The following is a 13,286-nucleotide window of genomic DNA, read 5'->3' on the forward strand; positions in this document are numbered from 1 at the left end:
GTCACCAGCTCACCTGCCCGCAGCATGCACCACTGCCCGGCTCTGCCACAGACCCGTCTCTCAGGCGTTCACGCCGCTTCGGCGAAGTGGCGGCATCCCACCTCTAGATCAACACCACCACGGCGAAGTGGCCATGTCCCACCGGCCCGGACACCACCACCTCCCCGAGATGGTGTCGATCAAGCTCGCCGAGACGGTGGTGAACAAGGACCGGGGGGATCGTCAGGTCAGGCGGGTGTCTATCCGGTCCAGGGCGGCGGGGACGCTGTCGGCGACCATCAGCAGGTCCAGCGCGGCCGGCTTGAGGAACCGCTGCTCACCGAGCCCACGGATCCAGTCGAGCAGCGGCCGGTAGAAGCCGTCCACGTCGACGATCACCATCGGCTTGGCGTGCAGGGCCAGGGTGGCTGTGGTCCAGACCTCGAACAGCTCGTCGAGCGTGCCGAGCCCGCCGGGCAGCGCCACGAACGCGTCGGACTTCTCGTCCATCAGCGTCTTGCGGCTGGCCAGGGTGTCCGTGACCAGCAGCTCGTCGGAGTCCAGGTCGGCGACCTCCAGGTCGACCAGGGACTGCGGGATGACGCCGACGGTGCGACCGCCGGCCGCCCGCGCGCCCTGCACCACGGCGCCCATCATCCCGACGCAGCCGCCGCCGCTGACCAGCGTGTGCCCGCGCCGGGCCAGTTCCGCACCGGTCTCGGTGGCGAGCGCCAGCCAGTGGGCGTCGAGGGTACGGGACGACGCGCAGAAGACACAGACGTTCGCCACGGGTCAGCTCCGTCCCGCCGGGCCCTCGGGAGCGGCCTCGGCGGCGGCGCGCTGGTCGGCGGCCACCCGGGCGACCGCCTCCTCGCGGACCGCCTCCTGTTCGGCGGAGAGCACGGCCTCGGCCTCCACGATGTGCCGGACCGCCTCGTTGACGTCGTCGGTGAGGCGGATCAGGTCGAGGTCGGACGGGCCGATCTTGCCCTCGGCGGCCATGGTGCCGCGCAACCAGTCGAGGAGCCCGCGCCAGTAGTCGGTGCCCATCAGCACGACCGGGAAGCGGGTCACCTTGCCGGTCTGCACCAGGGTGAGCGCCTCGAACAACTCGTCCAGGGTGCCGAAGCCGCCGGGGAGCACCACGAACGCCTGGGCGTACTTGACGAACATGGTCTTGCGGGCGAAGAAGTAGCGGAAGTCGATGGCCAGGTCGACCCAGTCGTTGAGGCCCTGTTCGAACGGCAGTTCGATGCCGAGCCCGACGGAGAGGCCACCGGCCTCACCGGCGCCCCGGTTGGCGGCCTCCATCACGCCGGGACCGCCGCCGGTGATCACCGCGTACCCGGCCCGGGCCAGCGCGCCGCCCAACTCCTCGGCCATCCGGCACTCGGGGCTGTCCGGCTTGCTGCGGGCGGAGCCGAACACGCTCACCGCCGGGGGCAGGTCGGCGAGGGTGTCGAAGCCCTCGACGAACTCGGAGAGGATCCGCAGCGCGCGCCAGGCGTCCTTGGTCTTCCAGTCGCTGCGTCCCCGGGAGTCGAGCAGCCGCTGGTCGGCCGTACTCACCGGAATCGCCCGGTTGCGCAGCGTCACCGCGCCGCGGTGCCGTTCTCCCCGGTGCCGCTCCCCCCGCTGGCCGTGACCGGCCGACATTCCGCTGCTCTCGCCCATGGGGTCACCGTAGTAGAGCGGCTCCGGCGGGGCGCGCAGGCCCGGGAGCCGAAGAAATCTTTGGGATCCGGGCAACTAATTCGGTCGCACGTACGTCTTACTATTCACATACCCGGTATACCCCGGGCGACGCGCCTTCGGGGGAGGAGCCAGCGTTGATCAGTAACAGCGAGATGATCCGGATCCGCCGTCAGATGCAGCGGCGGATCCGTGACGTGGTGGCCGAGCGCCGCCGCGCCCGGATGATGGAGACCCACCGGTCCGACCTGACCGGCGAGACCGGCGAGGCGGAAGCACCCCTGACGACGACCGTCTGACGGTCCCGGGGCCCGCGAGGCGGGCGCGGGCCCCGGGATCGCAGCGCGTCAGGCCGGGGCCAGCCAACGGTGCAGCGTCGCCGCGCCGTCCCGGATCTTGGTCAGTTCGACGTGCTCGTCCTTGTGGTGCGCCAGGTTCGGGTCGCCGGGGCCGAAGTTCAGCGCCGGAATGCCCATGGCCGCGAACCGCGCCACGTCCGTCCAGCCCAGCTTGCCGATCGGCGCGGCACCGACCGCCGCCAGGAACTCCTGCGCCGCCGGGCTCTCCAGTCCGGGCGGCGCACCGGCCGCCGCGTCGGTGACCTCCAGCTCGAAGCCGGCGAAGACCTCGCGCAGGTGCGCCTCGGCGCCCGCCGGGTCGCGGTCCGGGGCGTACCGGTAGTTGATCTCGATCTCGCAGCGGTCCGGGACGACGTTGCCGGCCACCCCGCCGGTGATCCGCACCGCGTTGAGGCCCTCGCGGTAGTCACAGCCCTCGATCGTCACCCGGCGGGCCTCGTACGTGGTCAGCCGCCGCAGCACCTCGCTCGCGCCGTGGATGGCGTTCACGCCGTGCCAGGAGCGCGCCGCGTGGGCCCGCTCGCCGTGCGTGGTGACCACCGCCCGCATGGTGCCCTGGCAGCCCGCCTCGACGATCCCGTACGTCGGCTCCAGCAGCACCGCGAAGTCGGCGTCCAGCCACTCGGGGTGGCTCTGCGCGACCAGGGTGAGGCCGTTGTACCTCGACTCGATCTCCTCGGCCTCGTAGAAGAAGTACGTGACGTCGTAGCGCGGGTCGGGCAGCGTCACCGCCAGGTGCAGCGCGAAGGCGACCCCGGACTTCATGTCGGAGGTGCCGCAGCCGTACATCAGGTCGCCACGCATGGTCGAGGGGAAGTTGCCGTTGAGCGGAACGGTGTCCAGATGGCCGGCGAGCACCACGCGTTGCGCCCGACCCAGGTCGGTCCGGGCCATGACGGTGTTCGAGTGCCGGTAGGTGGTCAGGTGCGGCACACCGCGCAGCACCTCCTCGACGCAGTCGGCGATGGCCTTCTCGTTGAGGGACACCGACTCGATGTCGACCAGGGCGCGGGTCAGCGCCACCGGATCGGCCAGGACCTCGGGGGTCAACGGGTTCTGCATGTCTCGCACGGTACCGTCATCCTCGGTGGGCGCGAGGGACACGTTGCCGCGCCCCCGGCCGCGAGCAGCGGCGGACGCCGCCGCCGGAACGAGAGGTGACACAGTGACGTCCGCACCATCCGCCTGGGGCATCGGCCTGGCCACCGTCACCGCGCAGGACCAGGTGCTCGACACCTGGTACCCGACCGGCAAGCTGGGTCTGGGCGAACTGCCGCTGGTGCCCGGCGAGGACCGGGCCGACGTGCTCGACCTGCCTCCGGGCGCGATCGGCGAGCGGGCGCTGCCCGGGTTGCGCACCGTCGAGGTGACCACGGTGATCGGCTCGCTGGACGACCCGATCAAGGACGCGGCCGACGCGTACCTGCGGTTGCACCTGCTCTCCCACCGCCTGGTGCGGCCCAACGAGCTGAACCTCGACGGCATCTTCGGCAAGCTGGCGAACGTGGCCTGGACGTCGGCCGGGCCGTGCCCGCCGGAGCGGGTGGACGAGCTGCGCGTCATCGAGCGCGCCGCCGGCCGCCACCTGTCCGTGTACGGGGTGGACAAGTTCCCCCGGATGACCGACTACGTGGTGCCGTCGGGGGTGCGGATCGCGGACGCGGACCGGGTCCGGCTGGGTGCGTACCTGTCCTCCGGCACGACGGTGATGCACGAGGGCTTCGTCAACTTCAACGCCGGCACGCTCGGCACCTCGATGGTCGAGGGCCGCATCGTGCAGGGCGTGGTGGTCGGCGACGGCTCCGACATCGGCGGCGGCGCCTCGATCATGGGCACGCTCTCCGGCGGTGGCACGGAGAAGGTGCGCATCGGTGAGCGGAGCCTGGTCGGCGCGAACGCCGGTGTCGGCATCACGCTCGGCGACGACTGCGTGGTGGAGGCCGGCTGCTACGTCACCGCCGCCTCGAAGATCACCCTGCCGGACGGCCGGACGGTCAAGGCCCGCGAGCTGTCCGGCGTCGACGGGCTGCTGTTCTGGCGCAACTCGGTGACCGGCGCGCTGGAGGCGAAGCCCCGCACCGGCCAGGGCATCGCGCTCAACGCGGCGCTGCACGCCAACGACTGAGCCGTACCCCCGTCCGGGTCCGCGACGGCGACCGCCGCGCGGACCCGGACGGCCGGCTCACCGCAGGCGGTACGCCTGGATGATCCGCTGGGTCACGGTGTTGCCGGCGTCGTCCCGGGCGGTGGCCCGCAGCGACGCGTACCCCGGGCCGGCCGGGTGCCGGACGGTGGCCGTCCACGCCCCGCCCTGCTTCTTCAGGGCCGCCTTGCGCCAGGTCTTGCCACCGTCGTAGGAGACGTCGACGGTGAGCGCCACGACCCGGCCGGACGGCGCACCGGGCTGGCGCTGCACCGTCACCGGCACTGTGAACGTCCGGCCCGCCGGGGCGGAGCTGTCCACCGCCAGCGGCGGGGTGAACCGGACCGCCATGGCCGGCAGCCGGGCCGGCACGTCACCCGGCACCCGCTTGGAGCGGAACGTCCAGCTCGCCGAGACCTCGGTGCTCAGGTCGGTGAAGCCGCGCGTCGCACTGGTCTCCACCCGGTAGTTCGCCGTTCCCGGCGGCACTGTGAACTCGCCGTACCCCGGGTAGGGCGACTCGGCGACCAGCTTGCCGTTGCGGTACAGCCGCGTCTGCTCGGTGTCGTTGAGCGAACCGCCCGGGTGACCGGCCGCGTCGCTGTGCACCGGCAGCGAGACCACGACTGTGTCGCCGGTACGGGTGATGCCCTGCTCCGGCCACTGCGGCTGCGGGAACGACGGGCCGAACGGGGCCTTGTTCCACTCGTCGCGGTAGGTGTGGCCGGCCCGGTAGCGGGTCGGCACTGATTCCAGCACCGCCCGCGGCTGCAACCAGCCGTCCTCGTCCCGCTCACCGAAGGCCAGCCCGGCACTCCAGCGGGTCCGGCCGGTGGTGAGGTGGTCGATCCGCTTGCCCGGCACCTGGACGGGCAGGATGATCGCCGAGCCGCCCATGTTGTAGTCGGGCTCCGCGTAGACGACCAGCTCGTTCTCCATGCCGGCGTAGCCGGCGGCGAACCGGTTCGTGACGGTGGCCAGGTCGGCCGGCCGGTAGTGCCGGACGAAGCCGGTCGGGAACCGGCCCGGGAACAGGTCGTTCAGGCCGTAGAAGTACGGGCTGCGCTCGGGCGCCGCCGGTTCGGCCCACTGGCTGGCGAGCGAGCCGACGAAGACCTTGTCGGAGACGGTACGGCCGACCTGGGCCGAGTAGAGACCCTCGAACCTGTCGGTCCACAGCCCGATGCTGGCGTAGTAGTCGTCGAATCCCCAGGCCGCTGTGAGGTCGATCAGCAGTGGCGCCGCGCCGCGCTGCGGCACCGTGGTGCGGACCGGCTTCGCCCGCCGGGCGTCCAGCGCGAGCCGCTGGTTCCCGGCCACCACCAGTTCGGGCTGGGCCAGAAAGGAGACCTCCGACCAGCCCTGGTCACCGTCGACGAAGATCAGGCTCTGCACGCCGTACCGGCCCTTCGGCACCCGGATCCGGGCCTCGCCGGCGGCGCCGTAGACGTCCCGGTAGCTGCCGTCGTCGAGCCCGAGCAGGCTCGTGTAGTAGCCGTCGGTCAGGGCGCCGGAGCGGTTGCGGTGCGTTACGGTCAGGTCGTAGCTCTCCACCTCGCGGTCGACAGCGAGCGGGGTCACCACCACCGCGTCGCCGGCGCGGGCGAGCAGGCGGCCGGTCCAGTAGCCGTCGGCGCCGCCGAGCCGGGTGTCGATCACCACCGTCACCTGGGCGGTGCCGCCCGCCGGAACGGTGAGCCGGGAGGTGCTGAGAGTCAGCATGCCGGCCGGCGCGGTCCGCCCGCCCGGTCCGCTGAACCGGGTGCTCAGGTCGAGCGTGAGCGGGGCGGTACCGCCGTTGCGGTAGGTGACCGTCCGGCTGATCGGCTTGTCGTCGGTGTGGGGCCAGGCCGCCACGCCGAACGAGACGGACGCCGGTTCGCTCGTCACCTGCTGGATGATCGCGCGGGCGACGTCGACCCGGCCCGCGCCCTGCTGGAACGCGGTCTGCTCCGGGTGCGGCTTCGCCGAGGCCATCAGCGTCGCCTTGTAGCGTCCGGGCGTCCAGCCGGGGTGCTGCTGGGCGAGCAGCGCGACCGCGCCGGCCACGTGCGGGGTGGCCATCGACGTGCCGGACAGCGAGGCGTACCGGTCCCCCACCGGGTCGCCGATCTGGCCGTTCGCGGCCCGCGCGGCCACGATCTCCACACCCGGCGCGGTGATGTCCGGCTTGATCGCCCCGTCGCCGACCCGGGGCCCGCGGCTGGAGAAGTCGGCGAGCGCGTCGTCCCGGTCCACAGCGCCCACCGCGAGCGCGGCGTCCGCGGTGCCCGGCGAGCCGACCGAGCCGTCGGCGCCGTCGTTGCCGGCGGCGATCACGAACAGCGTCCCGTGCTGCTCGGTGAGCGTCCCGACCGCCTGCTCCAGCGGGTCCACCTCCGGGGTGTCGCCGCCGCTGAGGCTCATGTTGACCACGGTGGCGTGCTGCTCGGCAGCGGCCCACTGCATGCCGGCCAGGATGGCCGACTCGGTGCAGCCGTAGACCTCGCAGACCTTGCCGGACAGCAGCGTGGCGTCCGGTGCCACGCCCCGGTACTTCCCGCCCGAGGCGGCGCCGCTGCCGGCGATGGTGGAGGCGACGTGCGTGCCGTGCCCGACGATGTCGTCCGGGTCCGCCTCCTCGGTGAAGTTGCGCGACTCGGCGACCTTGCCGGCCAGGTCCGGGTGGGTGAGGTCGACGCCGGTGTCGAGCACCGCGACCCGCACGCCCTTCCCGGTCCAGCCGGCGGCCCAGGCGGTCGGCGCGCCGATCTGCGGCACGCTGTGGTCGAGCGTCACCCGCCGCCGGCCGTCGAGCCAGATCCGGTCGACACCCCCCGCCGCGTCGAGCCGGGCGCCGGAGCGGTCCGCGCTCACCGCCTTCCAGAGCGCACCGGTGTCGCCCTTGTCGGCGACGACGGCCGCGCCGGCGATCGCCGGCAGGTCGCGGGTCACCCGCGCGCCGGCGAGCGGGGCCGCCGTCCGCCGGGCCACCCCCGGCCGGTACGTCACGAGCAGCGGTACGCTGCCGCGCCGCGCGTCGTCGTACCCGGCCTCGATCAACCCGGTCACGTCGAACAGGCGCCGGTCGAGCTTGCCTGCACGGACCAGCGGGAGCGCGTCCTGCGGCAGCACGGTGAGCCGGTCACGCTCCCGCCCGACCAGGAACTGGATGCCGGCGCGGCCGGTGCCGGGGCGTACCGCGGCACGGCCGCCGGGGGCGACGGTGACCCGGTCGCCGGTGATCAGGGTGACGGTGACCGAGCCGGCGCCGGGCTGGGCGGACGGGCCGGTAGGGGCGGACGGGCCGGTCGGCGCGGTGGGCGCGGCGGCCAGCGCGGGCACCGGCAGGCCGAGCGCCAGCGCCAGGCCGAGGCCGAGCGCCGTCATCTTTCTGCGGTTCCGGAGCAACCTTCCTCCTTCGTCGGACGTTTCATCGATGAGAGACACATCGACGCGGGTATCAGGATTGCATACCGCGTATGCAACAGGAAGTCGCCGATCCGACGGAACCGCCACCCCACTCCCGGGCCGACCGGGACGATCGGACGATGACCTCCATGAAGGACCGGATGCTGGCCGGCGAGCAGTACATCGCCGACGACCCCGCGATCATCGCCGACCTGGAGCGCGCGGCCCGGCTCGGCGAACGCTTCAACCGCAGCTCCGCCGACGACCCGGCGGGCCGCCTCGCCGCGCTGCGCGAACTGCTCGGCTCGCTCGGCGAGGACGCCTGGGTCCGGCCGCCGCTGTACTGCGACTACGGCTTCCAGACGCACATCGGCCCGCGCACCTTCGTCAACTTCAACGCGGTCCTCCTCGACGTCGCCCGCATCACCATCGGCGCGGACGTCCAGATCGGACCGAACGTGCAACTGCTCACCGCCACCCACCCCGTGGAGCCGGAGGCGCGCCGGGCCAAGTGGGAGTCGGCCCAGCCCATCACCATCGGTGACAACGTCTGGCTCGGCGGGGGCGTGATCGTGCTGGCCGGGGTGACCATCGGCGAGAACACGGTGGTCGGCGCCGGCGCTGTGGTCACCCGCGACCTCCCGGCGAACGTGGTGGCGGTGGGTAACCCCGCTCGCCCGATCAGGAACCTGGCTCAACCGGCCTGAGCTGCGGGAACAACCGCTCCAGCGGATGCGGATTCCCGTCCGGTCGCGCACTCTGGGTAGTAGTGCGTTAACCGGGAGGCACAATGGAACGGGTCCTCGAACTGCGGGTGCACGGGGTCTCCAACACCCCGCCGGATCAGCTACTCGGCCTGACCGCCGGCGTCAACGGTGACAGTGCGCAACCAACACTGGTCGCCGGCGGTCAGGTGACCGGCTTCTACCGGTCCAGCACGGCGGGCCGGGACGACCCGATCACGGTCGAGGCGTACAGCTGGGGGCAGTTGACCTCCGGCGCCCGGACCCGGCGGGACGTGGAACGGGCGCTGTGGACGCTGATGCTCCCTTTCGCGCTGGCGAACGTCGCGCTGCACGCCCGCGCCGGCATCCCGCCCGACCCGGACCAGGAACGCTGGGCCAGCCGGTCCGGCATCACCGCCTGGCTGATCCGCCTGTTCTGCCTGAGCCTGACCTGCACGCTCGTCGTCACAGTGACCGGCGTCGGAGTGGACCTCGTCGCCTGGCAGTGCGTGGAGCCGGCCTGCCTCGGCCGGATCCCCGGGGCGTGGGAGTTCCTCGGCGACCCCTGGTGGCGCGAGGGCACCCGGACGCTCGCGCTGGGGCTGCTGCTGCCACTGCTCGTGCTGGCCGGGATCGGGCTCGTCGCCTTCCGCACCTACCAGTACGAGGCGCAGATGCCCGCCGACCCGCACCACCACGCGCCGGCCCGGGAGGACGGCGAGCCGGTCGAACGACCCGACCCGCGTGAGCCACCGCGGAACCCGCTCCAGGACCCGACGTTCTGGAACGGCGAGGGGCAACTGCGCCGGGCCGCCGTGCTGCACCTGTGCACCGGCGCCGTCAGCGCCGCAGCCGTACCGGTCGCCGCGGTGCTGATCATGGATCCGCCGCGGGGCGTACGGGCCGCCGTCGCCTGGCCCACAGTGGCGCTGCTCGCCACCGTGGTGGTGATCGCCGTGGTCGCTGTCGCCCGTCCCTGGCTGACCCGACGGCAGGGCGCCACCCCGCTCGGCCGGTGGAGCGCGGCGATCGCGACGCTCACCGCGCTCGGACTGGCCGGGGCGTTCGTCCTGCTGCTGCTCCCCGACGGGGCGGCCGGGCAGCCGCTGTCGGCGTACCGGCCGCCGGACGCGTGCGTGGCGCAACCGGACACCGCCGGCTGTGGCGCCGACCGGTCACTGCCCGGGTACGACACCGCGATCGCGTGGCTGCTCGCGTACCAGGTGCTGTTGCTGCTCGCCATCGCCGCGGCGAACCGCTCCGGCCGGCGGGCGCTGATCGGACCCGCCGCCGGGATGCTGCTGCTGCCGCTCGGCGCGACCTGGATCGAACACGGACTGCCCGCGCTGCCCGCCGCGCCGGACGCCCTGGGCACCTGGATGCTCGTCGGCCCGGCCGTCGCGCTGGCCACCGCCGGCCTGTTCCTGCCCCGGCTGCGGCCGGCGGTGCCGACCCAGCCGCTCGGCGCGTACACCGATCTCGCCTGGCGTGGCTGCGCCCCGGCGGTCATCGCCGGGTTCGGGTGGATGATGGCGGTGGCGTACTGCGCCGGGCTGCTCTACTGGGTCAGCGACCGGCTCGACGCGTCGGCCGAGCCGAGCGGCCCGAGCCGGGTCGTGCCGCCACTGGCCGTCTTCTGGTCCGGGCTGGCCTGCGCGATCGGCCTGGCCGCGTTGGTCGGGGTGCTGATCCGAGCAGTCGTCCTGCTGCACCGGCTGCGCCGGATCGAGTACGCCGGGCTGGCCGCCACGCCCGGCCTGTCCGCGCACGACCTGCGGCGCTGCCGCGACGTCAGCACCTACCGGGCGCTGCACCGGCTGGTCGGCGAGCACGCGGTACGGCTCGTGGGCTGCTACGCCGCGTTCTGCGCCATCCTGGTCACCCTCTGCTGCGCCGCCGCGCTCTCCGGCGAGCGGCCCAGCCCGCTGTCCCCGTCCGGCTGGCAGACCGCCGTCCACTGGACCGCCGAGCGCGGCGACACCGTCCTCGGCTGGCTGCCGGTGGTGACGGCGGCGCTCGGGCTGCTCGTCTACCGCACCGACTCGGTACGCCGCTCGGTCGGCGTGATCTGGGACGTGTGCACGTTCTGGCCCCGGGCCGCGCATCCGCTCGCGCCGCCCAGCTACGCCGAACGTGCCGTACCGGAACTCCAGACCCGGGTCGCGGGGCTGCTGGCGTTGCCGCCGCACCACAGCGACCGGATGGACGGGGTCATCCTCTCCGGGCACAGCCAGGGCACCGTCATCTGCGCCGCGGTGCTGCTGCAACTGCCCCGCCGGTGGCGGCTACGGACCTGGTTCTTCTCCTACGGCTGTCAGCTCACCCGGCTCTACGGGCGGGTCTTCCCGTCCTACTTCGGGCCGGAACGGCTGCGGGCGCTCGCCGGCGCGCTCACCTGGCCCGGCGGGCACGTGGCCTGGACGAACTTCTGGCGGGACACCGATCCGCTGGGCTGGCAGGTGAGCGCCGGCCAGCGCGACGTACCGGTGGCCGACCCGGAGGCGCTGCACCCGTCCGGTGGGGAGGTGGCCGATCCGCCCATCCGCAGCCACAGCGGCTACCCGGAGGCGGTGGAGTTCACCCGCGAGCGGGCGGTGGTGGCCCGGCTGCTGCGCCGCACCGTGCCGTCGCCCCGGCAGCGGACCGGCTGACCCGACCGGGCGTCACGTCTGCGGCCGACCCGGCGTCACGCCTGCGGCGGTTCGGCCAGGCGTACCACCAGGTCGGCGTGCCCGGCCGTGCCGGCGACCCGCCGGGCGTTCTCCTCGTCGCTGCCCAGCGCCCAGGCGCGGGCCTGCTCCGGTGACTTCCCGTACGCCTCGTGCCGGGCGGTGAGCCGGCGCAGCCGCAGCTCCGCGTCCAGGTCGAGGAACCAGACCTGGTGTACGAGCGTGCGCACCTCCTCCCACGGGTCGTCCCGCAGCAGCAGGTAGTTGCCCTCGGTGACCACCAGGCGCACCTCTGGCGGCACCTCGATCGCCCCGGCGACCGGCTCCTCCAGGTCGCGGCGGAACTCCGGCGCCCACACCGACGTCGGCTCCAGCCGGCGCAACCGGCGCAGCATGGAGACGAAGCCGTTGACGTCGAACGTGTCCGGCGCGCCCTTGCGCCCGGCCCGGCCGAGCCGCGCCAGCGCCGATCCGGCCAGGTGGAACCCGTCCATCGGGACGAGCCGGGCGACCGGGCCGAGCGCGGCCACGATCCGTTCCGCCAGGGTGGACTTGCCCGCCCCGGGCGCCCCGGCGATGCCGAGGAGCTGACGCGGGCCGCCCTCGGCCAGCGCGCGGGCCCTGGTGATCAGCTCGTCGAGCCCGAGCACCTCCGCCTGTGGCATCAGCCCAGCACCGGCTCGCTGATGGTGAACCGCGCCTCGACCGCCGCCTGCACCGGCTGCGGCGCCGGGTCCAGTTCCAGTTCGAGCTCCGGCTCGCCGGAGCGCGCGTACGCCGCCTTGACCATCATCGGCGGGCCGGCGCTCATCCCGGTGTCGGACAGCTCCCGCAACGCGATCACCCGGGCACCGAGCGCCTCGGCGTACTCCCGGGCCCTGATCAGCGCGTCGGCGATCGCGGCCTGCCGCACCTCCCGGTAGGCCGGGCTGTCCGGCCGCAGCGACCACACCGGCCCGGCCACCTCGACCTGCTCCTGGTCGGCCAGGCGGAGCATCAGGTCGCCGAGCGCGGTGAAGTCGGTGGTCGTCACAGTGGTGCTCACGCTGCCCTGGTAGGCCACCACCCGGTCGCCGGAGCGCTTCGTCACCGGCCGGACGTGGACCTGGCCGGTCTCCCGGCGCTCCACTGCCGGCTCGGCCGCGTCGAGCAGCGCGCGCACCGCGGCGGCCCGTTCGGCCAGCCGGGTCAGCGTGGTCTCCCGGTCCCGGTCGCGCGCCACCGCCGTCACGGTGAACCGGGCCAGCTCGGGAGCCACCTCCCGGTACGCCTCACCGCGTACCGCCACGACCGGTGCGTCAGCCATGCCGCTCAGCCTAACGGCGGGGTGGCCGGCAGGTGCCCCATGTAGGTGACCGCGCCGGCCGTCTCCCGGACCTCGCTCAGGTGGCCGCCCGCCGCTCCCAGTTCCCGCAGGTACGCCAGTTCGCCCGCGTGGTCGGCGGCCGCCGGGAACTCCCGCCGGTGCGCGGTGAACACGCGTGCCCGCAGCGTGGAGCGGACGTCCCGCCCCTCGGCGAACCGGTCGGCCAGCGCACCGGCGTCGCCGGCACGCAGCGCCTCGGTCAGCTCGGTCAGGAACGCGCCGAGCGCGTCCAGCTCGACGAGGACGCGGTCCCGGTTGCCGAGCAGCATGTTCGCGGTCCGCTCGGGTGGCCCGCCGGCGACCCGGGTGCCGTCGGAGAAGCTGCCGGCGGCGAGCGCCAGCACCGCGTCCCGCAGCGCCGACCGGTGCACGGTGCCGGCCAGCGCGCCCGCCAGCACGTGCGGTACGTGCGAGGCGAGCGCGGCGGCGCCGTCGTGCTCCGGGGCGGACATGGGCACCACCCGGGCGTGGAAGACGTCCACCAGCAGCACTGCCAGCCGCCGGAACGCGCCCAGGCCGGTCGGCCCCGGGCAGAGCACCCAGGCGGCGCCGTCGAGCAGGTCCGGGCCGGCCGCGCTCGCGCCGGCCCGGTCCGCGCCGGCCATCGGATGGCCCGGCACGAAGCGGTGCCCGAGCCCCTGAACGGTGGCGGCGGTGCTCACCTCGGCCTTGACGCTGCCCACGTCGGTGAGCACGCAGTCGTCGTCGGTCACGGCGGCGACCCGGGCCAGTGTCGCCGGCAGCGTGGGCAGCGGGCCGCAGAGGAACACCACGTCCCGGCCGGTGACCGCCTCCTCGACCGTGCCGGGCGCGTCGACGCCCCGGTCGCGTACCTGCCGGCGGGCCGCCGGATCGGGATCCCAGCCGGCGACGTCGAGCCCGGCGTCGCGCAGCCGCAGCAGCACCGAACCGCCGATCAGCCCGGTGCCGACCACCGCCGCCCGCGCCAGCCCGCCCGGCACG

General features: G+C 73.9%; 11 protein-coding genes. 4 read left to right on the plus strand and 7 right to left on the minus strand.

Annotated elements, in window-relative coordinates; translation table 11 throughout:
• Nucleotides 1-222: 222 nt before the first annotated feature.
• Together O7622_RS28880 and O7622_RS28885 are read right to left on the minus strand one after the other, a co-directional pair.
• Nucleotides 223-768, minus strand: a complete 546-nt coding sequence (locus tag O7622_RS28880; protein ID WP_282311226.1) for a TIGR00730 family Rossman fold protein — start codon at nt 766-768, stop codon at nt 223-225.
• Nucleotides 769-771: 3 nt separating this feature from the next.
• Entirely contained in the window at nt 772-1,653 is an 882-nt protein-coding gene (locus O7622_RS28885; protein WP_282311227.1) for a TIGR00730 family Rossman fold protein, read from the minus strand.
• 155 nt (nt 1,654-1,808) lie between these two features.
• Here O7622_RS28885 and O7622_RS28890 point away from each other — a divergent pair, with 155 nt between their 5' ends.
• A complete protein-coding gene (locus O7622_RS28890) occupies nt 1,809-1,970 on the plus strand; it encodes a hypothetical protein (RefSeq protein WP_013288426.1) in 162 nt (53 codons plus the stop codon).
• A gap of 48 nt (nt 1,971-2,018) precedes the next feature.
• Here O7622_RS28890 and dapE read toward each other — a convergent pair whose 3' ends face one another.
• A complete protein-coding gene (dapE, locus tag O7622_RS28895) occupies nt 2,019-3,092 on the minus strand; it encodes a succinyl-diaminopimelate desuccinylase (RefSeq protein WP_282311229.1) in 1,074 nt (357 codons plus the stop codon).
• Nucleotides 3,093-3,195: 103 nt separating this feature from the next.
• Between dapE and dapD the strand changes: the two genes are divergently transcribed.
• Nucleotides 3,196-4,155 (plus strand): 2,3,4,5-tetrahydropyridine-2,6-dicarboxylate N-succinyltransferase, encoded by a 960-nt coding sequence (gene dapD / locus O7622_RS28900; RefSeq protein ID WP_282311230.1) that lies wholly within the window; start codon nt 3,196-3,198, stop codon nt 4,153-4,155.
• A 57-nt stretch (nt 4,156-4,212) separates the two neighbouring features.
• Here the strand turns inward: dapD and O7622_RS28905 are convergent, their stop codons facing one another.
• The gene (locus O7622_RS28905) at nt 4,213-7,542 is read right to left on the minus strand and encodes a S8 family serine peptidase (RefSeq protein ID WP_282311231.1); all 3,330 of its coding nucleotides are present in this window, start codon (nt 7,540-7,542) and stop codon (nt 4,213-4,215) included.
• A 161-nt stretch (nt 7,543-7,703) separates the two neighbouring features.
• Between O7622_RS28905 and O7622_RS28910 the strand changes: the two genes are divergently transcribed.
• Nucleotides 7,704-8,270 (plus strand): sugar O-acetyltransferase, encoded by a 567-nt coding sequence (locus O7622_RS28910; protein ID WP_282311232.1) that lies wholly within the window; start codon nt 7,704-7,706, stop codon nt 8,268-8,270.
• A gap of 83 nt (nt 8,271-8,353) precedes the next feature.
• A complete protein-coding gene (locus tag O7622_RS28915) occupies nt 8,354-10,939 on the plus strand; it encodes a hypothetical protein (protein ID WP_282311233.1) in 2,586 nt (861 codons plus the stop codon).
• 35 nt (nt 10,940-10,974) lie between these two features.
• Here the strand turns inward: O7622_RS28915 and O7622_RS28920 are convergent, their stop codons facing one another.
• From O7622_RS28920 to O7622_RS28930, 3 genes are read right to left on the minus strand one after another with little or no spacing between them, the layout of a single operon-like run.
• Entirely contained in the window at nt 10,975-11,622 is a 648-nt protein-coding gene (locus O7622_RS28920; protein WP_282311234.1) for a nucleoside/nucleotide kinase family protein, read from the minus strand.
• Nucleotides 11,622-12,263 carry an SIMPL domain-containing protein gene (locus tag O7622_RS28925; RefSeq protein WP_282311235.1) on the minus strand — a complete coding sequence of 214 codons (642 nt, stop codon included), beginning with the start codon at nt 12,261-12,263 and terminating at the stop codon, nt 11,622-11,624. The genes O7622_RS28920 and O7622_RS28925 overlap by 1 nt, the downstream gene beginning before the upstream one ends.
• Nucleotides 12,264-12,268: 5 nt before the next feature.
• On the minus strand, nt 12,269-13,285 hold the full coding sequence (locus O7622_RS28930; protein WP_282311236.1) for a prephenate dehydrogenase/arogenate dehydrogenase family protein: 1,017 nt from the start codon (nt 13,283-13,285) through the stop codon (nt 12,269-12,271).
• Between the last annotated feature and the right edge of the window lies 1 nt (nt 13,286).

Source organism: Micromonospora sp. WMMD1076 (genome assembly GCF_029581475.1).
In the GTDB taxonomy this organism is placed as follows: Bacteria; Actinomycetota; Actinomycetes; order Mycobacteriales; family Micromonosporaceae; genus Micromonospora; species Micromonospora aurantiaca.